Annotated in this window: 23 protein-coding genes; 15 read left to right on the forward strand and 8 right to left on the reverse strand. The window is 72.0% G+C overall.

Annotated elements, in window-relative coordinates; translation table 11 throughout:
* Window positions 1-89: 89 nt before the first annotated feature.
* Window positions 90-1,487 (reverse strand): class II fumarate hydratase, encoded by a 1,398-nt coding sequence (locus ACSNOG_RS21970; RefSeq protein ID WP_436754403.1) that lies wholly within the window; start codon window positions 1,485-1,487, stop codon window positions 90-92.
* A 107-nt stretch (window positions 1,488-1,594) separates the two neighbouring features.
* On the opposite strand from ACSNOG_RS21970, the gene ACSNOG_RS21975 reads away from it, so the two are divergent.
* Entirely contained in the window at window positions 1,595-3,121 is a 1,527-nt protein-coding gene (locus tag ACSNOG_RS21975; protein WP_436754404.1) for a ricin-type beta-trefoil lectin domain protein, read from the forward strand.
* Between the two features lie 66 nt (window positions 3,122-3,187).
* On the opposite strand, the gene ACSNOG_RS21980 is transcribed toward ACSNOG_RS21975, so the two are convergent.
* Window positions 3,188-4,876, reverse strand: a complete 1,689-nt coding sequence (locus tag ACSNOG_RS21980; protein WP_436754405.1) for a fumarate hydratase — start codon at window positions 4,874-4,876, stop codon at window positions 3,188-3,190.
* A 194-nt stretch (window positions 4,877-5,070) separates the two neighbouring features.
* Between ACSNOG_RS21980 and ACSNOG_RS21985 the strand changes: the two genes are divergently transcribed.
* Both ACSNOG_RS21985 and ACSNOG_RS21990 read left to right on the forward strand, forming a co-directional pair.
* Window positions 5,071-5,742, forward strand: coding sequence for a DUF1707 SHOCT-like domain-containing protein (locus ACSNOG_RS21985; protein ID WP_436754406.1), 672 nt, complete (start codon window positions 5,071-5,073; stop codon window positions 5,740-5,742).
* Window positions 5,743-5,946: 204 nt separating this feature from the next.
* The gene (locus ACSNOG_RS21990; protein ID WP_436754407.1) at window positions 5,947-6,306 is read left to right on the forward strand and encodes a WhiB family transcriptional regulator; all 360 of its coding nucleotides are present in this window, start codon (window positions 5,947-5,949) and stop codon (window positions 6,304-6,306) included.
* A 155-nt stretch (window positions 6,307-6,461) separates the two neighbouring features.
* Here ACSNOG_RS21990 and glpX read toward each other — a convergent pair whose 3' ends face one another.
* Window positions 6,462-7,493, reverse strand: a complete 1,032-nt coding sequence (glpX, locus tag ACSNOG_RS21995; protein ID WP_436754408.1) for a class II fructose-bisphosphatase — start codon at window positions 7,491-7,493, stop codon at window positions 6,462-6,464.
* 220 nt (window positions 7,494-7,713) lie between these two features.
* On the opposite strand from glpX, the gene ACSNOG_RS22000 reads away from it, so the two are divergent.
* Entirely contained in the window at window positions 7,714-8,262 is a 549-nt protein-coding gene (locus tag ACSNOG_RS22000) for a DUF4245 domain-containing protein (protein WP_436754409.1), read from the forward strand.
* Window positions 8,263-8,381: 119 nt separating this feature from the next.
* On the opposite strand, the gene ACSNOG_RS22005 is transcribed toward ACSNOG_RS22000, so the two are convergent.
* The 4 genes from ACSNOG_RS22005 to ACSNOG_RS22020 form a co-directional block, all read right to left on the reverse strand.
* Window positions 8,382-8,972 (reverse strand): malonic semialdehyde reductase, encoded by a 591-nt coding sequence (locus ACSNOG_RS22005; protein WP_436754410.1) that lies wholly within the window; start codon window positions 8,970-8,972, stop codon window positions 8,382-8,384.
* Window positions 8,973-9,118: 146 nt separating this feature from the next.
* Window positions 9,119-9,385 (reverse strand): exodeoxyribonuclease VII small subunit, encoded by a 267-nt coding sequence (locus ACSNOG_RS22010; RefSeq protein ID WP_436754411.1) that lies wholly within the window; start codon window positions 9,383-9,385, stop codon window positions 9,119-9,121.
* A gap of 10 nt (window positions 9,386-9,395) precedes the next feature.
* Window positions 9,396-10,655: an exodeoxyribonuclease VII large subunit gene (gene xseA, locus ACSNOG_RS22015; RefSeq protein WP_436754412.1), complete on the reverse strand. Its 1,260-nt coding sequence runs from the start codon at window positions 10,653-10,655 to the stop codon at window positions 9,396-9,398.
* 71 nt (window positions 10,656-10,726) lie between these two features.
* A complete protein-coding gene (locus tag ACSNOG_RS22020) occupies window positions 10,727-12,088 on the reverse strand; it encodes an APC family permease (protein WP_436754413.1) in 1,362 nt (453 codons plus the stop codon).
* Between the two features lie 161 nt (window positions 12,089-12,249).
* Between ACSNOG_RS22020 and ACSNOG_RS22025 the strand changes: the two genes are divergently transcribed.
* A complete protein-coding gene (locus ACSNOG_RS22025; RefSeq protein ID WP_436754414.1) occupies window positions 12,250-13,239 on the forward strand; it encodes a 4-hydroxy-3-methylbut-2-enyl diphosphate reductase in 990 nt (329 codons plus the stop codon).
* Between the two features lie 59 nt (window positions 13,240-13,298).
* A complete protein-coding gene (ppgK, locus tag ACSNOG_RS22030) occupies window positions 13,299-14,069 on the forward strand; it encodes a polyphosphate--glucose phosphotransferase (protein WP_436754415.1) in 771 nt (256 codons plus the stop codon).
* On the opposite strand, the gene ACSNOG_RS22035 is transcribed toward ppgK, so the two are convergent.
* The gene (locus ACSNOG_RS22035; RefSeq protein WP_436754416.1) at window positions 13,960-14,574 is read right to left on the reverse strand and encodes a DUF6542 domain-containing protein; all 615 of its coding nucleotides are present in this window, start codon (window positions 14,572-14,574) and stop codon (window positions 13,960-13,962) included. The genes ppgK and ACSNOG_RS22035 overlap by 110 nt on opposite strands.
* Window positions 14,575-14,773: 199 nt before the next feature.
* On the opposite strand from ACSNOG_RS22035, the gene ychF reads away from it, so the two are divergent.
* From ychF to ACSNOG_RS22080, 9 genes are all read left to right on the forward strand, one after another.
* Window positions 14,774-15,862 (forward strand): redox-regulated ATPase YchF, encoded by a 1,089-nt coding sequence (gene ychF / locus ACSNOG_RS22040; RefSeq protein ID WP_436754417.1) that lies wholly within the window; start codon window positions 14,774-14,776, stop codon window positions 15,860-15,862.
* 419 nt (window positions 15,863-16,281) lie between these two features.
* Window positions 16,282-17,034, forward strand: coding sequence for a GntR family transcriptional regulator (locus ACSNOG_RS22045; RefSeq protein ID WP_336004671.1), 753 nt, complete (start codon window positions 16,282-16,284; stop codon window positions 17,032-17,034).
* A gap of 269 nt (window positions 17,035-17,303) precedes the next feature.
* Window positions 17,304-18,977: an APC family permease gene (locus ACSNOG_RS22050; RefSeq protein ID WP_436754418.1), complete on the forward strand. Its 1,674-nt coding sequence runs from the start codon at window positions 17,304-17,306 to the stop codon at window positions 18,975-18,977.
* Window positions 18,978-19,231: 254 nt separating this feature from the next.
* On the forward strand, window positions 19,232-19,411 hold the full coding sequence (locus ACSNOG_RS22055) for an SPOR domain-containing protein (protein WP_436754419.1): 180 nt from the start codon (window positions 19,232-19,234) through the stop codon (window positions 19,409-19,411).
* A gap of 1,111 nt (window positions 19,412-20,522) precedes the next feature.
* Window positions 20,523-20,927: a (deoxy)nucleoside triphosphate pyrophosphohydrolase gene (locus tag ACSNOG_RS22060; protein ID WP_436754420.1), complete on the forward strand. Its 405-nt coding sequence runs from the start codon at window positions 20,523-20,525 to the stop codon at window positions 20,925-20,927.
* A gap of 183 nt (window positions 20,928-21,110) precedes the next feature.
* Window positions 21,111-21,533, forward strand: a complete 423-nt coding sequence (locus ACSNOG_RS22065; RefSeq protein WP_436754423.1) for an ATP-binding protein — start codon at window positions 21,111-21,113, stop codon at window positions 21,531-21,533.
* 188 nt (window positions 21,534-21,721) lie between these two features.
* A complete protein-coding gene (locus ACSNOG_RS22070) occupies window positions 21,722-24,427 on the forward strand; it encodes a SpoIIE family protein phosphatase (protein WP_436754424.1) in 2,706 nt (901 codons plus the stop codon).
* Between the two features lie 101 nt (window positions 24,428-24,528).
* On the forward strand, window positions 24,529-25,002 hold the full coding sequence (locus ACSNOG_RS22075) for an ester cyclase (RefSeq protein WP_436754421.1): 474 nt from the start codon (window positions 24,529-24,531) through the stop codon (window positions 25,000-25,002).
* 74 nt (window positions 25,003-25,076) lie between these two features.
* The gene (locus ACSNOG_RS22080; RefSeq protein WP_436754422.1) at window positions 25,077-25,202 is read left to right on the forward strand and encodes a hypothetical protein; all 126 of its coding nucleotides are present in this window, start codon (window positions 25,077-25,079) and stop codon (window positions 25,200-25,202) included.
* Window positions 25,203-25,762 lie beyond the last annotated feature (560 nt).

The following is a 25,762-nucleotide window of genomic DNA, read 5'->3' on the forward strand; positions in this document are numbered from 1 at the left end:
TCCCAACGACCATGTGAACGCGTCGCAGAGCTCCAACGACGTCTTCCCCTCCAGCATCCACATCGGGGCCCCCCGCCGCGTCACGAGGGTCAGGACGGGCGCGTCATGCGCAGGACGTCGAGGGCCTCGTCGAGCTGTTCCAGGGTGAGCAGCCCGCGGTCCACGTAGCCGCCGTCGAGGACGGTCTCGCGGATCGTCTTCCGCTCGGCGAGGGACCTCTTGGCCACCTTCGCCGCCTCCTCGTAGCCGATGTAGCGGTTGAGGGGTGTGACGACCGACGGGGAGGACTCGGCGTACTCGCGGGCCCGTTCCACGTTGGCCGTGATGCCGTCGACGGTGCGGTCGGCCAGCAGCCGGGAGGCGTTGGCGAGCAGCCGCACCGACTCCAGGACGTTCTTCGCCATCACCGGGAGCATCACGTTGAGCTCGAAGTTCCCGGCGGCGCCCGCGGCCGCGACCGTCGCGTCGTTGCCGGTGACCTGGGCGGCCACCATCAGGACGGCCTCGCAGATGACCGGGTTGACCTTGCCCGGCATGATCGAGGAGCCCGGCTGCAGGTCCGGCAGGTTGATCTCGGCCAGTCCGGCGCGCGGGCCCGAGCCCATCCAGCGCAGGTCGTTCGCGATCTTGGTGAGGCCGACGGCGACCGTGCGCAGCTGGCCGCTGGTCTCCACCAGGCCGTCGCGCGCGCCCTGCGCCTCGAAGTGGTCGCGCGCCTCCGTCAGCGGCAGCCCCGTGGCGCGGGCGACCTCGGCGATGACGGCCGCGGAGAAGCCGGGCGGGGTGTTGATGCCCGTGCCCACGGCCGTGCCGCCCAGGGGGAGTTCGGCCAGGCGCGGCAGCGAGGCCCGCAGCCGCTCGACGCCGTAGCGGACCTGGGCCGCGTACCCGCCGAACTCCTGGCCCAGCGTCACCGGGGTGGCGTCCATCAGGTGCGTGCGGCCGGACTTGACGACCTCGGCGAACTCCGCGGCCTTGCGCTCCAGGGACGCCGCGAGGTGCTCCAGCGCGGGGATCAGGTCGCGCGTGACGGCGGCCGTCGCCGCGATGTGGATGCTGGAGGGGAAGACGTCGTTGGAGCTCTGCGACGCGTTCACATGGTCGTTGGGATGCACCGGGCGGCCCAGGCGCTCGCTCGCCAGGGTGGCGACGACCTCGTTCGTGTTCATGTTGGAGGACGTGCCGGAGCCCGTCTGGAAGACGTCCACGGGGAAGTGGTCGTCCCAGCGGCCCTCGGCGACCTCGGCGGCCGCGCCCTCGATCGCCTCCGCGACGTCCGCCTCCACCACGCCCAGCTCGGCGTTGACCTTGGCCGCGGCAGCCTTGATCCGGGCCAGCGCCTCGATGTGCGCCCGCTCCAGGCGCTGCCCGCTGATGGGGAAGTTCTCCACCGCGCGCTGGGTCTGCGCCCGCCACTTGGCGTCCGCCGGGACCCGGACCTCGCCCATCGAGTCGTGCTCGATCCGGTACTGCTCACCATCGGTCATCGTCACTACCTCCTGACACACCAAGCGTTTGTCCGGTTCACGGTGTTCCCAAAAAGCACTACCGCCTAGTAAATACCGCGGGTAACAACTGAAATCGGGGAGGCACCATGACACGCAGACCCACCCTGCGCTGTTCACTCGCCGCCGTCGCCGCGTTCGCCGCGGCGCTCGGCGGCCTCGCTGTCACCGGACCCACCGCCCACGCGGCCACCGCGCCGCACGCACCCGCCGCCGCGACGCCCCTGTCGCCCGAACTGGAGAAGATCCGCGCCGCGGAAGCCGTCAAGCTCTACGGGGACGCCGCCGAGCGGCCCCTGGAGCAGCGCAAGACCTCACTCCTCTCGCTCGGCGACAGCGAGATCTCCGGCGAAGGCGTCGGCACCTACGAACCGGGCACCAACGGGCCCGCCAACTGGTGCCACCGCTCGCCCGACGCCGCCATCCACCGCACCACGATCCCCGCCGACGTCACCTACAACGTCGCCTGCTCCGGTGCCTCCACCGCCAACATCCGCATCGGCGGCAGCAAGCAGTACGCCGACGAGCTCGTCCAGAGCGACGCCCTCGCCGTCAAGGCCCGCAACACCCGCGTGAAGATGGTCCTGCTCGTCGCCGGCGCCAACGACGACCTGCAGTTCGGGCCCGTCATGACCGACTGCGTCACCCGCTACCTGACCCTCCAGGGCACCTGCGAGCCCAAATACGCCCCCGGCTGGCAGGCGCGCGTCGACGGCCTCGTCCCCAAGGTCGAGCAGACCGTGCGGGACCTGCGCACCGTGATGAAGGACGCCGGATACGCCGACGGCGACTACCGGCTCGTCCTCATGGGCTACCCGAGCCCCATCGGCCCCGACTTCGAGGACAACCCCTCCTTCCCCGGCAAGCTCCCCGGCGGCTGCGTCGGCCACACCTCCGACGCCGCCTGGGGCCGCAACCACGCCGTCCCCGCCTTCGAGCGCGGCATGCGCAAGGCCGCGCGCGACACGGGCGCGGTCTACCTCGACAACTCGCGCCTCTTCCACGGGCACGAGGTCTGCATGGAGGACGCCTGGGCGCGCGGCCTCTACGTCGACCTGTCCAACCCCTTCCCGCCCAACGAGAACTCGGTGCGGCAGTCCTTCCACCCCAACGTCCGCGGGCACGGCGCGTTCGCGTCCTGCCTGAGCCAGCTCTACCAGGCCGGCTACCGCGAAGGGGGCTGCGCCGACCCGGCGAGCACCGGGAAGCCCGTCCTGCGCGAAGGCGGCTGGGACGACGCGTTCCGGACGCTGAAGAACGAGGCCACGGGCACGTGCGTCGACGCGTACGGGGCGAGCAGCCGCAACGGGACCACGGTCGGCGGCTGGGACTGCACGGGCAGCCGCAACCAGCAGTGGGCGTACGACGCGGGCACCAAGGCGCTGCGGACGGCGCTGTCGCACGACCGGTGCGTGGACGTTCCCGGCGGGAAGTACGTGGCGGGGGCGGCCGTGGTGCTGTGGAACTGCCACGGGGCCGGCAACCAGCGCTTCACGCGCAGCGGTGACGGGTACCGGCCCGAGGCCGCGCCGGACCTGTGCCTGACGCTGGCATCGGCGAAGGACCCCGTACGGCTGCAGAAGTGCGACGGATCGGCGGGCCAGCGTTTCGTCTGACGCTCCGGCGGGGGCTGGTCGCGCAGTTCCCCGCGCCCCTTGAAGGGCGCGGGGAAGCGCCGTGGTTCAGGAACTCCGCACCGGGATCGACGTGAAGGTCGGCGCGGGGGCCGGGTCGACGAAGAAGTCGTTGCCCTTGTCGTCCACGACGATGAACGCCGGGAAGTCCTCGACCTCGATCTTCCAGACCGCCTCCATGCCGAGCTCCTCGTACTCGACGACCTCGACCTTCTTGATGCAGTCCTGGGCCAGGCGCGCCGCCGGGCCGCCGATCGAGCCGAGGTAGAAGCCGCCGTGGCTGCCGCACGCGTCGGTGACCTGCTTGCTGCGGTTGCCCTTGGCGAGCATCACCTTGGAGCCGCCCGCGGCCTGGAACTGCTCGACGTAGGAGTCCATGCGGCCGGCCGTCGTCGGGCCGAAGGAGCCGGAGGCGTAACCCTCGGGGGTCTTGGCCGGGCCGGCGTAGTAGACCGGGTGGTCCTTGAGGTACTGGGGCATCTCCTCGCCCGCGTCCAGCCGCTCCTTGATCTTCGCATGTGCGATGTCGCGGGCCACGACGAGCGGTCCGGTCAGCGAGAGGCGGGTCTTGACGGGGTACTTGGTCAGCTCGGCGAGGATCTCGTCCATGGGCCGGTTGAGGTCGATGCGGACGACGTCGCCCTCGGACTCCAGGCCCGCGGCGGAGCCGCCGTTGAGCTCGGCGTCGGTGGTCTCCGGGAGGAAGCGCGCCGGGTCCGTCTCCAGCTGCTCCAGGAAGACGCCCTCGGGCGTGATCTTCGCGAGCGCCTGGCGGTCGGCGGAGCAGGAGACCGCGATGGCCACCGGGCAGGACGCACCGTGGCGCGGGAGGCGGACGACGCGCACGTCGTGGCAGAAGTACTTGCCGCCGAACTGGGCGCCGATGCCGATCTTCTGCGTCAGCTCGAAGACCTTGTCCTCCAGCTCCTTGTCGCGGAAGCCGTGGCCGAGCGCGGAGCCCTCCTCCGGCAGCTCGTCGAGGTAGTGCGCGGAGGCGTACTTCGCGGTCTTGAGCGCGTACTCGGCCGAGGTGCCGCCGACGACGATCGCCAGGTGGTACGGCGGGCAGGCGGCCGTGCCGAGCGAGCGGATCTTCTCCTCCAGGAACTTCATCATGCTCGCCTCGTTGAGCACGGCCTTCGTCTCCTGGAAGAGGAAGGACTTGTTGGCGGAGCCGCCGCCCTTGGCCATGAAGAGGAACTTGTAGGCGCCGCCGTCCGTCGCGTACAGCTCGATCTGCGCGGGGAGGTTGGAGCCGGTGTTCTTCTCGTCCCACATGGTCAGCGGGGCCATCTGCGAGTAGCGCAGGTTCAGCTTGGTGTAGGCGTCGAAGATGCCGTGCGAGAGGGCCTTCTCGTCGCCGCCCTCGGTGAGCACGTTCTGGCCGCGCTTGCCCATGACGATCGCCGTACCGGTGTCCTGGCACATCGGGAGCACGCCGGCGGCCGCGATGTTGGCGTTCTTCAGCAGGTCGAGGGCGACGAAGCGGTCGTTCGGGGAGGCCTCGGGGTCGTCGAGGATCTTCCGCAGCTGCGCGAGGTGGGCCGGGCGCAGGTAGTGCGAGATGTCGTGCATCGCCTCGGCGGCCAGCTTGCGCAGCGCCTCCGGCTCGACCTTCAGGAACGTGCGGCCGTCGGCCTCGAAGGTCGACACGCCCTCGGAGGTGACCAGGCGGTACGGAGTGTTGTCCTCGCCCAGGGGCAAGAGGTCCGTATAGGCGAACTCAGAGGCAGACATTGCGGCGGATTCCTCACTCGGCAGGCGGTGGTGGCTGGCGTCCTCGACAGCGCATACCAGCCTAGGGCGCGCGGGAGGCAGTCTTCTTGTGAGGTAAGGCTCACCCGCATCCTCACCCGCTCCGACCAGCCGGAATGCCGCTACGACGCGCGGCCCCTATCGCGATCTATCGCGTTGTGGCTACCCTGCTTCCCGTGGAAGAGCCTTCGTTGCCATCGTTCGAGAAGCAGCCCCGGCCGGGCCGGCCCGTGGCGCCGGAGCCCGCGCTGCGCGCCTCCGACGCCGACCGCGACCGGACCGCCGGCATCCTGCGCGACGCCCTGGGGGAGGGCCGGATCACCGCGGAGGAGCACGCCGAGCGGATCGGCGCCGTCTACCGGGCCAGGACCCTGGGCGAGCTGGAACCGCTGGTCGGCGACCTGCCGGCGGACGGCCGCACCCGGCCGCAGGCCCCCGCGCGCCCGCACGCCGCCCCGGCGCACACCGCCGGCGCGGGCCCCGCCGAGAACCTCGTCGCCGTCTTCGGCGCCGCGAGCCGCAAGGGGCGCTGGCGGGTGCGGGGGCGGACGAACGCGTTCGCGCTGTTCGGCGCCGTGGAGATCGACCTGACCGAGGCGTTCTTCGAGCAGCGGGAGATCGTCATCAACGCGACCTCGCTCTTCGGCAGCGTCGACATCACGGTCCCGGAGAACGTCACCCTGCGGTCCACCGGCACCGGGATCTTCGGTGGTTTCGACGTCCGGACGGTCGAGGCGCCCGACCCGGACGCACCGGTCGTCTCCGTCACCGGCTTCGCGGTCTTCGGTGGCGTGGACGCCGAACCGAAGCGGGGCAAACGGCTCAAGAACCTTCGCGCGGGCCGCTGATGGTGGGCCGCGCGCCCTACCACCGCGAACTTACTGCGGGTTACCGCGTTCCGCTCATGGCAACGGTGTGAATAAGCACGCGCACAGCGGGTAAAGCTTGGTGCATCGTCTCTCGCACGGCTGCCGGTGCGAATGGCCGTGCGCAGTGGAGGCGGGCAAGGGTGACTCAACCGGCCCCGCAAAAGCCGTCGTCAGGAGTAGACCGTGCTGCTACCGCATCAGCCCCTGCAGGAAGCCGCCGTACCGTCCCCGCGGATTTCGTCCGCGCGGGATCAGGCCGGCCCCTGGCATTCGGAGGCGGTGTGCCGCCGGGATGAAGCCGGGCTCTTCTTCGCACCATCCAAGGAGCCGACGGCCGCCCGCCTGTCGCGCGAAGAGGCCGCCAAGCGCGTGTGCGCCCGTTGCCCGGTGATGGTCGAGTGCCGCGAGCACGCCCTGCTGCAGCCGGAGCCCTACGGGGTGTGGGGCGGGCTGACCGCCGCCGAGCGGCGGGTGGTGCTGGCGCGCCGGCGGCGGCGCGAGGCCGAGCTGGCGCGCACGACGCGGATCGCCGCCGCGGGCTGAAGCACGGGACGGCTCGGGCGCCGGGCGGGCCCGGTCGCGGCCGGGATCGGCCGCGATCCCGGCCCGTCCGACGTTTCCGGCCCGTCCGGTGGGTGAGGGCGAGCGGGCCCCCGGGGCGCAGGATCTGCGCCCGCAGGGACGTCCGGCCGCTGCGTTCAGCTGGGGCGCTCGAAGTCCACCGTGCTGTACGCGCGCAGCTTCGACAGCCGGTGCGTGGAGTCGATCTGCCGGATCGTGCCCGACTTGGAGCGCATGACCAGCGACTGCGTCGTCGCCGTCTCCGCGCGGTAGCGCACGCCGCGCAGCAGCTCGCCGTCGGTGATGCCGGTGGCCACGAAGAACACGTTGTCGCCGCTGACCAGGTCGTTCGTGTGCAGGACGCGGTCGAGGTCGTGGCCGGCGTCCAGGGCGCGCTGCCGCTCCTCGGCGTCCTTGGGCCACAGCTTGGCCTGGATGGTGCCGCCGAGGCACTTCATCGCGCAGGCCGCGATGATGCCCTCCGGCGTGCCGCCGATGCCCAGCAGCAGGTCCACGCCGGTGCCCTCGCGGGCGGCCATGATGGCGCCGGCCACGTCGCCGTCGGAGATGAACTTGATGCGGGCGCCGGCCTCGCGGATCTCCTTGACGAGCCCGTCGTGGCGGGGGCGGTCCAGGACGACGACCGTGACGTCCTCGGGGGAGGAGTGCTTGGCCTTGGCGATCCGGCGGATGTTGACCTTGACGGGGGCGTCGATGTCGACGAAGTCGGCGGCCTCCGGGCCGGTGACCAGCTTGTCCATGTAGAACACCGCGGACGGGTCGAACATGGTGCCGCGGTCGGCGACGGCCATCACGGAGACGGCGTTGGCCATGCCCTTGGCGGTGAGGGTCGTGCCGTCCACCGGGTCGACGGCCACGTCGCACTCGGCACCGGTGCCGTCACCGACGCGCTCGCCGTTGTAGAGCATGGGGGCGTTGTCCTTCTCGCCCTCGCCGATGACGACGACACCGTTCATGGAAACGGTGCCGATCAGGGCGCGCATGGCCTTGACCGCGGCGCCGTCCGCGCCGTTCTTGTCACCCCGGCCGACCCAGCGGCCCGACGCCATGGCGCCGGCCTCGGTGACCCGGACGAGCTCCAGGGCGAGGTTGCGGTCGGGAGCCTCGGGGCTGACCTCGAGCTGGGACGGCAGATGATGCTCGGTCATCGGAGCGCACCTTTCTGTACGGCGACGGCCGTGGGACCCCTCTCCCCCGAAAGGGGCAGAAGGTGAGGGTGCTGATGACTTTATCTGTTTACTGCGAGAGTGAGCAGAGGGCCCCACGCATGAGCGGTGTCAAGGTCTCCCGGACGGGCGCGGGCCCGGGCTCCGGCGCGCCGCCGGGGCCGCCGTCAAGATCTCCCAGGTCATGGGGGACCATGGGGGCGTGGCAGGTAGGAATCCCAAGGCGCAGACCGTGCGCAACATGGTGCTCGCGATGGCGGTGATCATTCCCGTCGCTTTTGTCAGCTACGTGTTCATCCCGCACAGCGAGGGCAAGGCCGAGGACGCGGTGCCCACAGTGGACTACCGCGTCGAGCTCGACACGGCGCGGCGCGCGGCGCCGTACCCGGTCGCGGCCCCGGACGGGCTCGGTGGCGACTGGCGCGCCACCTCCGTCTCGTACCGGGCGGGCGGGACGGGCGGCAAGGAGGGCTCGGTCTGGCACCTGGGCTTCCTCGACCCGGACACGGAGTACGTGGCGGTCGAGCAGAGCGACGGCCCGGCCCGCGCCTTCATCGACGACGTGAGCCAGCGCGCGGTGAAGACGGACAAGACGCAGCGCGTGGGCGATGCCACGTGGCGCAGCTACGAGGGCGAGAAGTACAACGCGCTCGTGCGCGAGGAGCGCGGGGTGACCACGGTGGTCACCGGCACCGCGTCCGCGGAGCGGCTCCTGCAGATGGCCGCCGCGCTCAAGTCCAAGAAGGGCTGAGCCCGGCCCGGGAGGGGCCGGGGGAGCGCGACGGCCGGCAGGAACGGCGAACGGGGACGGTCCGGTGCGGACCGTCCCCGCGGCTTTTTGCGATCGGGCGATCGGACCGGGCGGCCGGATCAGACCGTGGTGACGACCTGGTCGTAGGCCAGGCGCGGCGAGCGGGGGTAGGAGGCGCCCTCGCCCGGCTTGCCGATGTTGACGATCATCAGCGGGGTGTGGTCGCCGTCCAGGAACTCCTTCTGGACGCCCGCGAAGTCGAAGCCCGTCATCGGGCCGGCGGCCAGGCCCGCGGCGCGGATGCCGAGGATGAAGTAGCCGGCCTGCAGCGAGCCGTTGAGCGCGGCGGACTGCTCGCGGACCGGGCGCTCGGCGAAGAAGACGTCCTTGGCCTGCGGGAAGTGCGGGAACAGCTCCGGCAGCTCCTCGTGGAACTCGTTGTCCGTGGCCAGGATCGCAACCAGCGGTGCGGTGCGGGTCTTCTCGCGGTTGCCCTCGGCCATGAGGGGCGCGAGGCGCTCGCGGGCTTCCTCCGAGCGGATCAGCACGATGCGCAGCGGCGACTGGTTGAAGGCCGTCGGGGCGTACTTGACCAGGTCGTAGACGGCCTGGATCTGCTCGTCGGTCACCGGCTCGGCGGAGAAGGTGTTGGCGGTGTGCGCCTCACGGAAGAGCAGGTCCTGGGCGGCGGCGTCGAGGGCGAGGGACATGGTGGTGCACCTTCTTGCGTACGGAAATCCCGGGGGGAGGGCTTACGGGATCCACTGTACGACAAGTAGATGAAACTTCAACTAAAGGGGTGGGGTGTGGGGGGAATGTGGCGGGGTTCACCCGCCCCCGCCCGCGTATTGCCTGGTCAGGAGGGTTCTCCGGCGTCTTCTGCCGCCTCGGCCCCTGCCCCCTCGGCCTCCTCCTCGGAGGCCAGCGCCGCGTCCAGCCGCGCCCGCGCGCCCTCCAGCCAGCGCCGGCACACCTTCGACAGCTCCTCGCCGCGCTCCCACAGCGCCAGCGACTCCTCCAGCGTCGTGCCGCCCGCCTCCAGGCGGCGCACGACCTCGATCAGCTCGTCGCGAGCCTGCTCGTAACCCAGCGCGTTCGCCGCCGCATCCGTTGTCGTCGCCATGGCCACCAGCCTATGCGGGGGGTACGACAGCGGGGGGTACGACAGCGGACCCGGCGACGGAGCCCGCGACGGGCCGCACCGTGAACTCGCCCTCCGCGACCCGGGCCCGCAGCTCCTCCTCCGCCGTCACCTCCGCGGCGTCCCGCACCACCGAGCCGTCCGCGTGCTGCAGCACGGCGTAGCCCCGGCGCAGCGTCGCCGCCGGGGACAGGGCGACCACGCGCGCGTGCGTGTGCGACAGCTCCGAGTCCGCGCGGTCCAGCAGGTGGCCGAGCGTGCGGCGCGCCCGGGCCGTCAGCGCGTCGATCCGGTCCTCGCGCTCCTCCACCATCCGCTGCGGGTGCTGCATGCAGGGGCGGGCCCGCACCGACGCCAGGCCGCGCTCCTCGCGGTCCAGGTGCGCGGTGACGCACCGCAGGGCGCGCTCGCGCAGCTGCCGGACCCGCACCAGCTCCTCGCCGACGTCGGGCACGACGCGCTTCGCCGCGTCCGTGGGCGTGGACGCGCGCAGGTCCGCGACCAGGTCCAGCAGGGGGGAGTCGGGCTCGTGACCGATCGCGGAGACCACCGGCGTGCGGCAGGCGGCCACCGTCCGCACCAGGCGCTCGTCCGAGAACGGCAGCAGGTCCTCGACGCTGCCGCCGCCGCGCGCCACGATGATCACGTCCACGCCGGGGGCCTTGTCGAGCTCCTCGACGGCCTCGATGACGCGCGACACCGCCTGCACGCCCTGGACGGGCACGTTGCGGATCTCGAAGCGGACGGCCGGCCAGCGGTGCCGGGCGTTCTCCAGGACGTCCCGCTCGGCGGCCGAGGCGCGGCCGCACACCAGGCCGATCAGCTGCGGCAGGAACGGCAGCGGCCGCTTGCGCTCCGCGGCGAACAAGCCCTCCGCCGCCAGCGACTTCTTCAGCTGCTCCAGCCGCGCCAGCAGCTCCCCGACGCCCACCGGACGGATCTCCGCCGCCCGCAGCGAGAGCTGGCCGCGCGGGGCGTACCACTCGGGCTTGGCGTGCACGACGACGCGCGCGCCCTCCGAGACGATGTCGGCGACCCGGTCGAAGACCGCGCGGTAGCAGGTGACGGACAGCGAGATGTCGTGCGCCGGGTCGCGCAGGGTCAGGAAGACGACGCCGGCGCCCGGGCGACGGGAGAGCTGGGTGATCTGCCCCTCGACCCACACCGCGCCGAGCCGGTCGATCCAGCCGCCGATGAGCCGTGAGACCTGCCCCACCGGGATGGGGGCGTCGGGGGACGTGTTGAGGGCCATGGGGTGAGCGTAGTGCGGGGTGCCGACAGCGGGGCCCGTACGGCCGGCCTCGCAGCGTCGTCACACCGCCGTCACCCCGTCGTCCTGCGGAACGTCTCCGACCCCAGCACCCCCAGCCCCGCCACCAGCCACAGCCCGCCCACCACCTGGGCCGTGGGCGACGCCTCGACGATCACCGCGATCACCACCGCCAGGCCCAGCAGCGGCACCACCACGTGCCGGACGGGCCTCAGCTCGCGGCCCCGTCCGCGGACCGCGAACCAGCCGATCACCGACAGGTGCAGCAGCGCGAACGCCACCAGCGCGCCCACGTCCACCACCGACACCAGGCGGTCCAGGCCGTCGTCCCGCCGCGCCGCCCAGACCGCCGCCACGAGGTTGACCGCCGCCGCGCCCAGCACCGCGATCCGGGGCACGCCGGAGGCCCGGTCCACCTTCGACAGCAGCCCCGGCAGCCTCCTGTCCCGGGCCATCGCGAACAGCAGCCGCCCGGAGGCGGCCTGCCCGGCCAGCGCCGCGAACGCCGCCCCGACGGCCTTGCTGACCGCCACCAGGTCGTGCAGCCAGCGGCCCGTCGCCGAGTCCACCGTGTCGTAGAAGGCCGAGCCCTGCGCGGCCGGGTCCGCCGCCAGCTCCGCCGCCGTCATGGGGGCCAGGAGGGCCGCCAGGTACGTCTGGACGACGAACAGCACGCCCGCGACCGCCAGGCACGTCGTCACCGCCCGCGCGACCCGCTCCGAGCCCCCCGCGGCCTCCTCCGCGAAGGCCGCGATCGCGTCGAAGCCCAGGTACGACAGCACCGCCACGGACACCGCGGCGACCACCGCCTCGGGGGCGAAGTCCCCCTCCCCGGTCAGCGGCGACAGCCAGCCGCGCTGAGCTCCGTGCTCCGACAGGGCGAACACCGCGCACGCCACGAAGACCAGCAGCACGGCGATCTCCATGGCGAGCACCAGGAAGCCCACGAGGGCGGCCGTCCGCACGCCCGCCAGGTTCAGCGCGGTCGTCACCGCCACCGCGCCGGCCGTCCACACCCACTGCGACACCGACGGCACCAGCGCGTGCAGGGCGATGCCCGAGAAGAGGTAGGCCACCGCGGGGATCAGCAGGTAGTCCAGCAGCGCCATCCAGCCGGCGATGAACCCCGGGCCCTCGCCGAGCCCCACGCGCGCGTACGTGTAGACGGAGCCGGCCTGGGGAGCGACGCGCACCATCTGCGCGTACGAGAAGGCGGTGAAGGCCATGGCGACGGTCGCGACGACGTAGACGAGCGCCACCGCCCCGTGCGACTTCGCGTCCAGCGTGCCGAAGATGCCCACCGGCGCCATGGGGGCGATGAACAGCATCCCGTAGACGATCAGGTCCCGGAAGGTGAGGGTGCGGTGAAGCTTTCCGTCGGTGCCGCCGGGCGCTGCGGTCGCGGGTGCGGTCATGGGCTGCCCCCAGGGACGACGGGATCCGGAGCCGATGGAGCCGGCGGTCGGCCGGCGGTTCGCCTGCGGTTCCCGGAGTGGGCGGAATCGCGGCTTCCGTCATCGTGCCCCACCCGGCCGCCCGCCGCCGGTCGGCGCCGCGGGCCCTTACGATGGACGGCATGACTGCACCCACCGCCCGCAAGGTCCTCCTCGCCGCCCCCCGTGGCTACTGCGCGGGCGTGGACCGCGCCGTGATCGCCGTCGAGAAGGCCCTGGAGCAGTACGGCGCCCCCGTCTACGTGCGTCATGAGATCGTCCACAACAAGTACGTGGTGAAGACCCTGGAGAAGAAGGGCGCGATCTTCGTCGACGAGACGGCCGAGGTGCCCGAGGGCAACATCGTCATCTTCTCCGCGCACGGCGTCGCCCCGGTCGTCCACGAGGAGGCCCGGCGCGGCAAGCTCGCCACGATCGACGCCACCTGCCCGCTGGTCACCAAGGTCCACAAGGAAGCCGTCCGCTTCGCCAAGGACGACTACGACATCCTCCTCATCGGCCACGAGGGCCACGAGGAGGTCATCGGCACCAGCGGCGAGGCGCCCGACCACATCACCCTGGTCGACGGCCCCGGCGACGTGGAGAACGTCGAGGTCCGCGACCCGGACAAGGTCGTCTGGCTCTCCCAGACCACGCTCTCGGTCGACGAGACCATGGAGACCGTCGGCGCACTGCAGCAGAAGTTCCCCAACCTGCTCTCCCCGCCGTCGGACGACATCTGCTACGCCACGCAGAACCGGCAGACCGCGGTCAAGCAGATGGGCGCCGACGCCGATCTGGTGATCGTCGTCGGCTCGAAGAACTCCTCCAACTCCGTCCGCCTGGTCGAGGTCGCCCTGGGCGCCGGCGCCAAGGACGCCCACCTGGTGGACTACGCCGACGAGATCGACGAGGCATGGCTGGAAGGCGTCACCACGGTCGGCGTGACCTCCGGCGCCTCCGTCCCCGAGATCCTCGTCGAGGGCGTCCTGGACTGGCTGGCCGAGCGCGGCTACGGCGACGTGGAGACCGTCACCGCGGCCCAGGAGAGCATCACCTTCTCCCTGCCCAAGGAGCTCCGCCGCGACCTGCGCACGGAGGCGGCGGGGCTGGTCGGGGACGAGCCCGCGTAAGGCATCCGGTCGCGCGGAGACCGCTGCATTCGTGGCCACCACGCCGTAGCGTGGTGGCCATGAACGTATTCGGCGTGGACATCGGCGGATCGGGCATCAAGGGCGCGCCGGTCGACGTGCTGCGGGGCGAGCTCACCCAGGAGCGGTTCAAAGTGCTCACTCCGCACCCCGCGACCCCGGACGCCGTCGCCGACTGCGTCCGGCAGGTCATGGAGCACTTCGGCGATTCCGCCGGACCGGTCGGGGCCACCTTCCCCGGCGTGGTCGTCGGCGGCACGACGCGCACGGCCGCCAACGTCGACAAGGGCTGGATCGGGCGGGACGCCTCGGGGCTGCTCGGCGAGCGGCTGGGCGCGCCGGTCACCGTGCTCAACGACGCCGACGCCGCGGGCCTTGCCGAGATGCACTTCGGGGCGGGCCGCGGCCGGCGCGGCACCGTCATCGTGCTCACCTTCGGCACGGGCATCGGCAGCGCCGTCTTCACCGACGGCAAGCTCGTGGCCAACACCGAGCTGGGCCACCTGGAGCTGCAGGGCCACGACGCGGAGACCCGCGCCTCGACCCGGGCCAAGGAGGAGGAGGGCCTGAAGTGGCACCACTGGGCCCGGCGCGTGGAGCGCTACCTGGCCCATGTGGAGATGCTCTTCTCGCCCGAGCTGTTCGTGATCGGCGGCGGCGTCAGCCGCAAGGCGGCCAAGTTCCTGCCGCTGATCGAGGGCGTCAGCGCCGAGATCGTGCCTGCGCAGCTGGAGAACAACGCGGGGATCGTGGGGGCCGCGATGGCTGCTGCCGCTGCGACCGGCGCAGCCGTGCCCGTCTCCGCCGCCTGATCAGCACGACCCTGCGGGCCAGCGCGACCAGGGCGGTCAGCAGGGTGCCCGCGTAGAGCCAGCCCGCGTTCAGCGACAGCAGGGTGACCAGGCCCATGAGCTTGCCGCCCGCCCCGTCGCCGCCGCCGGCCAGGGGCACGGCGCCCACGGCGAAGGCGATGGGGGCGGTGACGGGGGCCGTGACCAGGTCGGCCGGGCGCACCCACAGCGCGCACACGGTGCCCGCCAGCAGGAAGCACAGCCCGTAGAAGGCGTAGGAGCCGCCCGCCAGGGAGTCCAGCCAGCCCACGCCGAGCATCCACGCGGTGGTCAGCACGCCGCTGCCCAGGCCGGTCAGCCGGGGCGCCGGCAGCCTCCCCAGGGCCCGCAGCTGCTGCGTGGAAGGCCCGCTGCGGGGCCGGCGGACGGCTGCGGCCCTGCCCTGTCCCACGGGCGCCGCGGGCCGCGGCACGGGAGGGACACGGCGGGCCTTGCCCTGGGGCGTGCGCGTGCTGGGTTGCTCCACCCGACCAAACTAGGTCGACAAGCGGGAGGAATCCGGCGTTGGACACGCGGTTTGAGCCACCTTGGCCATACGTTCGACTGATAGTCCGTACGGGTCCGCCGCACGAGGGGACCCGTAGACTGGATGACCGGCCCGGCAGTGGGCCATGACCGGCCCGCCACGGGCCGCGGACCCTTTGGAACCTACGGGAAGTCGCCACGTGTCGCTCACGATCGGAATCGTCGGTCTGCCCAATGTCGGCAAGTCGACCCTGTTCAACGCCCTGACCAAGAACGACGTGCTGGCGGCCAACTACCCGTTCGCCACCATCGAGCCCAACGTGGGCGTCGTCGGCGTCCCCGACGCCCGGCTGCAGACCCTCGCCGAGATCTTCGGCTCGCAGAAGATCCTCCCCGCCACGGTCGACTTCGTCGACATCGCGGGCATCGTCCGCGGCGCCTCCGAGGGCGAGGGCCTGGGCAACAAGTTCCTCGCGAACATCCGTGAGTCCGACGCGATCTGCCAGGTCATCCGCGCCTTCAAGGATGAGAACGTCGTCCACGTCGACGGCAAGGTCTCGCCCAAGGACGACATCGAGACGATCAACACCGAGCTGATCCTCGCCGACCTGCAGTCGGTCGAGAAGGCGGTCCCGCGCCTGACCAAGGAGTCGCGCCTCCAGAAGGAGAAGGTCGCCGTCCTCGCCGCCGTCGAGGAGGCCAAGACGATCCTGGAGTCGGGCCAGACCCTCTTCTCCGCGGGCATCACCAAGGGCACCGAGCGCGGCGACCTGCTGCACGAGCTGCACCTGCTCACCACCAAGCCCTTCCTCTACGTCTTCAACGTGGACGAGGACGAGCTGGTCGACGAGGACTTCAAGAACGAGCAGCGCGCGCTGGTCGCCCCGGCCGAGGCCATCTTCCTCAACGCCAAGATCGAGTCCGAGCTCATCGAGCTGGACGACGAGGAGGCGCTGGAGCTCCTCCAGTCCATGGGCCAGGACGAGCCCGGCCTCGCCACCCTCGGCCGCGTCGGCTTCGACACCCTGGGCCTGCAGACCTACCTCACCGCCGGTCCCAAGGAGACCCGCGCCTGGACCATCAAGAAGGGCGCCACGGCCCCCGAGGCGGCCGGTGTCATCCACACCGACTTCCAGAAGGGCTTCATCAAGGCCGAGGTCATCTCCTTCGACGACCTGGTCGCAGCCGGCTCGGTAGCCGAAGCCCGCGCCGCCGGCAAGGCCCGCATGGAGGGCAAGGAGTACGTGATGGCGGACGGCGACGTGGTGGAGTTCCGCTTCAACGTCTGACGACCGTGCAGAGGGGCCGCACTCGTCGAGTGCGGCCCTTTCGCGTGCCCCGGTTCCGGTTCCCGGCGGACGGCGTCAGGAAGGCGCGCCCGCCAGGATCTCCACTCTGCCCGTGTCGAGGGAGCGGTTTCCACGGGGTCGGGGCGCCCTCGCGGCGTGCCCGTTCGTAGGCCGGTCGCAGGGCCCTGGCGATGACCCCCGTAACTGAGCGTGTTTGCGGCGTGCGGGCTGGGTATGGATCGCCCGGTGCATATTTGCGGATGTGCCGGGGTGGTCCCCGCTGCATGCGTGAGTGCTGCCGCCAACTAAGCGTCGCTGAGCTGCAATTCACTACATCTAGTGAATCAATGGCCTTGAGTTGCGGACAGCAACCGAGGGTTGCCAAGCTGTTGCGGACTGTCAACCTGTTGGGAGTGGCCGTGGCCTTCGGTGACCAGCCCGCGTACCTTCGAGTGGCCGGCGATCTACGTCAGAAGATCGTCGCCGGTGAGTTGCCGCCGCATACCCGGCTGCCGTCCCAGGCCCGTATCCGCGAGCAGTACGGCGTCTCGGACACCGTGGCGCTGGAGGCCCGCAAGGTCCTGATGGCGGAGGGCCTGGTGGAGGGCCGGTCCGGGTCCGGTACGTATGTGCGCGAGCAGCCCGTGCCGCGCACCCTCGTCCGCACCGGGTACCGCCCGGCCGGCGAGTCGACGCCCTTCCGCCAGGAGCAGGCGGACAGCCGGGTCAAGGGCACCTGGGAGTCGCGCAGCGAGCAGGTCCCGGCCGACGCCGCCGTCGCCCGCCGCCTGCGCATCGCCACGGGCGACCGCACCATGCGCACGGACTACGTCTTCCGGGCGCAGGGCGAGCCCGTCATGCTCTCCACCTCCTGGGAGCCCCTGTCCGTCACCGGGCGCACACCGGTGATGCTCCCCGAGGAGGGGCCGCTGGCGGGCCGCGGGGTGGTCGAGCGGATGGCCGCCATCGACCTCGTCGTGGACAACGTCGCGGAGGAGGTCGGCGCCCGGCCCGGGCTCGCGGAGGAGGTGCTGGCCCTCGGCGGCGTCCCCGGCCACTGCGTCGTGGTCGTCACGCGTACGTACTTCGCGGGCGGCTGCCCCGTGGAGACGGCCGAGATCGTCGTCCTGGCCGACCGCTACCGCGTCGCTTACCACCTTCCGGTGAAGTAGCCGTGTCCTGAAGGCGGCGCCCGGGTGAACTCCTTGTCCCGGCGCCGTCTTCGGCCTGTCCGGGTCTCTCCGGTCACTCTTTACTCGCGGGTAAGTAGTGCACGGTATGTCCCACTTCGACCCGATGTAATCGGGTCATTTTTTCTGTTGCAAAACTCACATACGCCCAGGTCAGGGGCTTTTCGCGGAATCCGGTCCTCCAAAACGCTCGTACGATGGCGCGGTTTGTGTCCTGCGTGGGGGAGTAGAGAGAAAAGGAGATCCGGAGCTTGAGTACCGAACAGGGTTCCCACTCGAATTACCGCCGGACCCTGGGCACGACGGCCCTGACGGCCGTCGGTCTCGGGTCGATCATCGGCTCCGGCTGGCTTTTCGGCGCCGAGCGTGCCGCCGTACTGGCCGGCCCGGCTGCCATCTTCGCCTGGGTCATCGGCGCCATCGTGGCGCTGACCATCGCCCTCACCTACACCGAGCTCGGCTCGATGTTCCCCAAGGCCGGCGGCATGGTGCGCTACGGCCAGTACTCGCACGGCTCGCTCGCCGGGTACATGGCCGCGTGGGCGAACTGGATCGCGATCGTCTCCGTGATCCCGGGTGAGGCGACCGCCTCGATCCAGTACATGAGCTCGTGGAAGTTCGACTGGGCCGGCAAGCTCTTCGACGGCAAGGAGCTCACGGGCACCGGCCTCGCCGCCGCCAGCGTCCTGGTCGTCTTCTACTTCTTCCTGAACTGGTTCGCGATCACCCTGTTCGCCAAGACGAACAACGCGATCACCGTGTTCAAGGTCGTGGTGCCGGCGCTGACCGCCGGCGCGCTGATCTTCGCGCACTTCGACACCAGCAACGTCGGCTCCGCCCACGGCGGCTTCGCCCCCAACGGCTGGAGCGCCGTCTTCAGCGCCGTCGCCGTCGCGGGCATCGTCTGGGCCTTCAACGGCTTCCAGTCGCCGCTCAACATGGCCGGCGAGGCCCGCAACCCCGGCAAGTCGCTGCCGAAGGCCGTCGTCGGCTCCATCCTGATCGCGCTGGTCATCTACATCGCGCTGCAGGTCGCCTTCCTGATGGCCGTCCCGGCCGCGGACCTCTCCGGCGGCTGGAACACGCTCGCCTACAAGTCGCCGCTGGCCGACCTCTCCATCACCTGGGGCCTGAACTGGCTCGCGCTGCTGCTCTACGCGGACGCCTTCATCTCCCCGTCCGGCACCGGCATGATCTACGCGGCCACCACCTCGCGCATGATCAACGGTGTCCAGGAGAACGGTCACCTGCCGAAGGTCTTCGGCAAGGTCGACCCCAAGACCGGTGTGCCCAAGCCGGCCCTGCTGCTCAACCTCGTGATCTCGTTCGTCTTCCTCGCCGTCTTCCGCGGCTGGGGCTCGATCGCCGAGATCGTCGGTGTCGCCACCGTCATCTCGTACATCACCGGCCCCGTCGCCGTGATGTCCCTGCGCCGCCTCGCGCCCGACATGAAGCGCCCGGTCCGGCTGAAGGCCATGCCCGTCATCGCCCCCATCGCGATGATCTTCGGCTCCCTGGTCATGTACTGGGCCCGCTGGCCGCTGACCGGCAAGGTCATCTTCATCATGGCCATCGGTCTGCCGATCTGGGCCTGGTACGAGCTGCGCAAGCCGTGGGCCGAGCTCAAGCCGCACCTGCAGGCCGGCGCCTGGATGGTCACCTACCTGCTCGTCATGGCCTTCGTCTCGTGGGCCGGCGGCACCGAGTTCGGCGGCAAGGGCTACCTGGCCCAGGGCTGGGACATCGTCGTCGTCGCCCTGATCGGCCTCGCCTTCTACTACTGGGGCGTGCGCAGCGCCTGGCGCAACCCGACGCTCGTCCAGACCGAGAAGGAGATGGCCGCCGCGGAGGCTGCCGAGGCGGCGGAGGCTGCGGGAGGCTCCGGCGACGTGGAGGAGCGCTCCGAGCCCTCCATGACGAAGTAGGCGAAGCGGACGAAGGAGTAGTCCGCAGGATCTGCCGTGCCGCGAAGGGGCGGCCGAGGGCCCGTGAGGGTCGTCGGCCGCCCCTTCTCGCATCCGTGCCCCGGGCGCCGGTGGCCGAATGCGTGCCTCTTCGTAAAAAACCGTATCCGCTGCGTAAAGGTCGGGCGTACGCTCGGGCATATGCGTACTGCGGTTTCTCCGGGAATGGCCAAGGGGCGTGCGCCGGCGCTCACCGCGGCGGAAAGGCAGGGGCGATGACAGACAGCGGACCGGTCCTGCCATGGCTGGTGATCCGCCAGGACGAGAACGGCAACCGCTACCGCGTCGGGCGCTACGCGACCAGGACCGAGGCGGAGAAGGTCGTCGGCAGGCTCGACGGCGACGGCGACGACGCCCGCCGGCTCTACATAGTCGAACGGGTCGGCCGCGTGTGACCTGCGGTCGGCGGGGCAGGGCGGGTGCGCCGGTCGCCGGGTGCGCGGGTTGCGGGTGCGCCAGTCGTGGGTGCACCGGCCAGTGGCCAGTGGCCAGTCGTTGCCAGTGGCCTGCGGCCGGGCCGCGTGCCCGCTCCGGCGGGCGGTCATTCCGCCGGGCTCGCGCCGCGGGGGCTCGGCGCCGCTGCGGCGGCCTGCGTGCTGCGGCGGCCTGGGTGCTGCGGCCGTCGCGGCAGGGGGAGCTTTCCGCCGCTGCGGCAGATGCTCCCGCCGCGCGGTGAGGTGCCGCGACGGGGCGCACCGGCGGCGCCGCACCGGGCGTCGGACCGCTGCCACGCGGCCGCGCTGCCGCGTCGCCGCTCTGCGTGCCGTGCCGCAGGGCCGCGCTGCCGCGGGCTGACCCGCGGTGCGGTGTGGCTGCGCCGGGCCGCTGAAGTGCCGCAGGGTCGCGCTGTCGCGTGCCGGCTCGGGCGGTGCTGTGTTGTCGCACCGGCCGCTGCCGTGCTGCAGTGTGCCGTGCCGCAAGGTCGCGCTGCCGCGGGCTGACCCCGGCGGTGCGGTGTGGCTGCGCCGGGCCGCTGTGCCGTACTGCAGTGCCGGGCCCCGTGCTGCCGTGTCGTGCCCCGTGCTGTCGTGTGCTGACCCCGGCGGTGCGGTGTCGCTGCACCGTGCCGCACTGGCACCCTGCGCTGTCGTGTGCTGACCCCGGCTGTGCCGTGTTGTCGCACCGTGTCGCGCTGTCGAGCTGCACTGCTGCGCGCTGACCCGGGTGGCGCCGTGGTTGCCGTGCGCGCCCGCGCTGCACTGCCGTGCTGCACTCGCGCTGAGCTGCCGGGCCCGCGCTGCGCTGCCGTGCCGCACTGCCGCGCGCTGACCCCCGGCTGTGCCGCGCTGTCGCATCGGATCGCTGCCGTGCCGACCTGTCGCGTGCTAACCCCCGCCGTGCCCCACGTTGCCCTACCGGGCCGCTGTCGCGCTATGGCGTCGCGCGCCGACGACCCCGCGTCGGCGGGTCGTCGCCCCGGCCGGGCGCCGTGCCGCTGCGCGCCTGCCCCGTCGTGCCGTCGGCCCCCCGTCAGGCGCCGGCCGCCAGGCCCCTACGCTGCTGGGTATGACGGATGTGCGCGTGGTCGTGGGGGCTGCCCTGTTCGACGGTGGGCGGATGCTCGCCGCACGGCGGAGCGCTCCGCCCGAGCTCGCCGGCCGCTGGGAGCTGCCCGGCGGCAAGGTGGAGCCGGGCGAGAGCGCCGAGCAGGCGCTCGTGCGCGAGCTGCGCGAGGAGCTCGGCGTGGAGGCCGAGCCGCTGGAGCGCGTCCAGGGCGAGTGGCCGCTGCGCCCGCCGTACGTACTGCACGTCTGGACGGCCAAGCTGCTCGCGGGCGAGGCCCGCCCCCTGGAGGATCACGACGCGCTGCGCTGGCTCGGCCCGGACGAGCTGGACGAGGTCGACTGGCTCGACCAAGACCGTCCCGCCGTGGCGCTCGCCGCGGGCCTGCTGCGGCGCGCGGCGCCCTGAGCGGGCCCTTTCGCCTCCGCTCCCGCGCGCGCGGATGCGCCGCGCGCAGCCGCGGCTACGCCATCTGCCGCACGCGCGCCCACCTCGGACCGCAGAAGAAGATAGTCGGCCCCTCATACCGGGTATGTGCTGATTATTCACCCCGAACCGGGTAAACCCGGCGGGACCGCAGCGGTCTGGGAAGTGGTCGGCGTGAACGACAGCGCGGGGACCCTGGCGTCGACACCCGGCTTCGCCGAGTGGAGCTTCCCTGCCGAGCCCGGCGCCGTCCGGAAGGCGCGCACCCTCGTCCGTGACACCCTGCACGACTGGGGTATGGAAGGTGTCACCGACGTGACGGTGCTGCTGGTCAGCGAGCTCGTCACCAACTCCCTGCGGTACGCGAGCGGACCGATCGGAGTACGGATGTACTCCCACGCGGGCCCCACCCTTCTGGTGGAGGTCTCCGATCCCCTACCCGACCCGCCCCGCGAGCGCGTGGCGCACCCCGACGACGAGGGAGGACGCGGCCTGCAGCTCGTGGCATGCGCATCGCGCCGCTGGGGAACGCGACGGGGGAACACGGGGAAAACCGTGTGGTTCGAACTGAGCCTGCCCGGCCACTGACCGGGGAAGGACTCGTAGCGGGTTGAGACCGTGCTGTGATCGTGAAGTCCGTGTTCCGAAGGGCCCCTGTGCTGGATACTCGGCCTTCTGATGCCGGTGCGAGCACATGAGCCGGAGGGGACGGGCACGTGAGCGAAAAGCCAGCGGGTGCGGCGGGTGGTACGGAGCAGGGATCGCGCGCCACGGATATGTGGCAGAGCAACCCTCCCGGATCCCTCTACGACTACATCCGCGTCGCCTCCTTCTCCCTCGGGCCCGACGGGCGGATCGAGCAGTGGAGCGAGCGCGCGGCCGAGCTCTTCGGAATAGCGGCACGGCACGCCGTCGGCAAGGACCCGCTGGAGGTGCTGACGCCGGCCGACGGGCACGGCCGCGCGCACCCGTCCGCCCCCTTCCTCGGCGAGGGCGGCCTCGACGGGCGCGAGTGGACGGGCCTGATCCCGTATCAGCGAGGCGGCCGGCAGGCGGAAGCGGGCGGCGACGGCCCGGAGCACGGCAGCGGGCCCGGCAGTGGTGGCGGAGCGTCAGCTACGGGCCGGAGCGCCGCCGGTCAGCCGGTTGCCGGCCAGAGGGTTGCCGGTCAGTCGGACGCCGGTCAGCCGGTTGCCGGTCGACCGGTCGCGGGTCAGCCGGTCGCCGGCCTGCCCGCCGCCGAGCAGTCCGGCCTCGCCGAGATCTACGTGATGCCCACGCAGAACGAGCGCGGCGAGCGCGCCGCGCTCTGCGTCGCCGTCGACGTCCGGGCCCTGCGCGGAATAGAGACCGACATCGCGGCCTCCGAAGCCGTTTTCGGCCAATCTCCTCTGGGATTCTTCTTCTTCGGCACCGATCTCACGCTGCTGCGCGTCAACGAGAGCTTCGCGCAGGCCTTCGGCCGCCCCGCCGACTGGCACCGCGGCCGCACCCCGCACGACTTCCTGCCCCGCGGCGAGGCCGAGCGGCTGACCGCCGCCCTGCGCCAAGTCCTCGACACCGGAAAGCCCGTGTCGGACATCCAGCTCGTCGGGCCCGTGCCCGGGCACAGCGAGCGCCGCCGCTGGTCGGTCTCGCTCTACCGGCTGCACAGCGGCAGCGGGCGCCCCATCGGCGTCGCCGCGCTCGCCACCGACGTCACCCGCCGCCGCCGCGCCGAGCGCGAAGCGGCCGGCGTCCGCCGCAACCTGGCCCTGCTCAACGAGGCCGGGGCCCGCATCGGCAACTCCCTGGACCTGGAGACCACCGCCCGCGAACTGCTGGACGTCGCCGTCCCCCAGTTCTGCGACCTCGCCGCCGTGGACCTCTACCAGGGCCTGCTCGCCGGCGACGAGGCCCCGCCCGGCCTCTCCGACGGCAGCGCCGAGCTGCGCCGCGTCGCGTACGCCAGTGCCGTCTCCGGCGCGCCCGTGGCCGGCGGCGAGAAGCCCGTCCAGGTCGGCGAGGTGCACCGCTATCCCTTCCACTCGCCGTGCGCCGCGGCCCTGCGCACCGCGCAGGTGCAGTTCATCCCGCGCCGGGAGGGCGAGGACGGCCCCGAGCTCGGTGCCGTCGTGCAGTCCACGCTCGCCGTGCCGATGGTCGCCCGCGACACCGTGGTGGGGCTCGTACAGTTCTCCCGCACGAAGGGCAGCGAGCCCTTCGGCGAACGGGACACCGCCCTCGCCGTCGAGCTCGCCGCCCGCGCCGCCGTCTGCATCGACAACGCCCGCCTCTACCGGCGCGAGCACGAGCGCGCCGTCATCCTCCAGCGCAGCCTGCTGCCCCCCGGCGACCCCGAGGCCGCGGGCCTGGAGATCGCCTGCCGCTACCTGCCCGCCAACGCCGCCACCGAGGTCGGCGGCGACTGGTTCGACGTCATCGAGCTGCCCGGGCACCGCACCGCCCTCGTCGTCGGCGACGTCATGGGCCGCGGCCTGCGCGCCGCCGTCGCCATGGGCGAGCTGCGCACGGCCGTGCGCACCCTGGCCATGCTCGACCTCGAACCCGCCGAGGTGCTCTCCGCCCTCGACGAGATCGCCCACGGCCTCGGCCGCCCCGGCGGCAAGCAGTCCTCCACCCGCGGCGTACGGGGCGGGGTGCGCGCCGCCGACCTCTCCGAGGTCTACCTCGCCACCTGCGTCTACGCCGTCTACGACCCCGTCACCCGGCGCTGCACCATCGCCAACGCCGGGCACCTCCCGCCCGTCCTGGTCCAGGCCGGAGGCCCCGCCGAACTGCTCGACGTCCCGCCCGGCATGCCGCTCGGCGTCGGCGGCGAGCTCTTCGAGGAAACGGTCGTCGACCTGCCGGACGGCGCGCTGCTCGCCCTCTACACCGACGGCCTCGTCGAATCCCGCGACCACGCGCTCGACGAGGGCCTGGAGGCCTTCCAGGATGCCCTCACCGGCGCCGCCCGCCCCCTGGAAGAGGTCTGCGAGCACGTCCTCGGCGCGCTCGACACCCACCACGGCGAGGACGACATCGCCCTCCTCATGGCCCGCCTGCGCGGCCTCCCGGCCGACCACGTCGGCGACTGGACCCTGCCCGCCGAGCCCCGCTCGGTCGCCCGCGCCCGCGAACTCGCCCGCGAGCAGCTCCCGCACTGGGGCCTGGAGAGCCTGGTCGACACCACGGAACTGCTGGTCAGCGAGCTCGTCACCAACGCCCTGCGGTACGGCGAGGGCGAGATCCGGCTACGGCTCCTCCTGGACCGCACCCTGGTCTGCGAGGTCTGGGACGGCGGCCTCGTCCAGCCGCGGCGCCGGCGCGCCCGCGACACCGACGAGGGCGGGCGCGGCCTGCAGCTCGTCGGCCTGCTGAGCGCGGCGTGGGGCAGCCGCCGCACCCCCCACGGCAAGACCGTCTGGTTCGAGCTCGCCCTGCCGGACGGCGAGATTCCGGCACCGGACGCGGTGGAGGCGCTGCTGAGCCTGTACTGACGGGTGGTGGCGCGGGGCGGGGCGGGCGGCCGTGGGCGGCCGTGCGGCCCTTGGCTAGGATCCGCGCTGACTGACCGGTAATCAGATGGGGGACGCCCACCGTGGTGGACGAGAACGTCAACGAGAACGTCAACGAGAACGAGAACGAGGACGAGGACGCGAACAAGAAGGCGGTCCTGGGCTTCTTCGAGGCGGTCAGCGACCGCCGCGTGGAAGACCTTCCGCGGTTCATGGCGCACGACGTCGTGGACCACAACAAGATCATCCACGGTGAGGCCGACGAGCCGGGCGCCGCGTTCGAGGGCCTGCGCATGCAGCTCGCGGCGTTCGAACCGCTCACGGTGCGCGTGGACGAACTGATCGCCGACGGCGACAAGGTCGTCGCCCGCGTCACCCAGCAGGGCGTCCACCGGGGTACGCACCCGCGCATGCCCGAACCGACCGGCCGGAGCTTCGAGAACGAGGCGATCTGGATCCTCACCCTGGCCGACGCCAAGATCACCGAGATCAGGGCGGTCAGCGACCGCCTCGGCCTGTTCTTCCAGCTCGGCTGGGACTGGCCGCAGGCCGACTAGCCGGACCTGCAGCGCATGCCCGCCCGCCCCGGGACCACCTGGGGCGGGCCGTTTCCGTTTCCGTTGCCGTTGCCGTGAGCGGGGCCGAGGAGCGCTACGTGACCGGCAGCCGCGAGGCGTTGCGGGCGTTGATCCGGGACGTCAGGGGCAGCAGGGTCGGCAAGGCCGGCAAGGCCGGCAAGGCTGTTCACCTGGTCTGAGCGTGGCCGGCTGTCCGGTGGGTGGGAGGCCGGGCGCCGTACTCGCGCCGTCACGGATGCGGGCGCGTGAGGAGACCGGTCCCTCCGGCCGTGGCCGGCGGGGAGCTGGCTGCTGCCGCGATGTGGCGGGGCCCGTCGTGGGCGCTTCGCTCGGCTCGCCACCATCGTGGTTGCTCGTCCGGCTGCGGATGCACTTGGGCGCGGTTATCAACCGGCGTGGGGCGTAGGGGCGGCGGATAAGTGCCCCGGGATGACGGCTGAGCGCCTCAACAGCCCCACCAGACCACCCCGTCACAGAAACCACCTCCTAGGGACAGCCGCCCGCTCGGCCACGACGGACGCGCGCTGAGCGAAGCGCCCACGACGGCAGGAACCACATCGCGGCAGCAGCCCGCTCCCCCTCAGCCACAGACGAAGCGCAAGGTCTCCTCACGCAGCCGCATCCGTGACGGCACGAGTACGGCGGCCAACACCCCACCGGCCGCACAGCCAAACCACCGAACCCGCGCCCCCCACCCCTCCCCCCGCTGCCAGCCTGTTCTGACCCGCACCCGACCCAC

The sequence above is a fragment of the Streptomyces sp. URMC 124 genome, from assembly GCF_051386455.1.
In the GTDB taxonomy this organism is placed as follows: Bacteria; Actinomycetota; Actinomycetes; order Streptomycetales; family Streptomycetaceae; genus Streptomyces.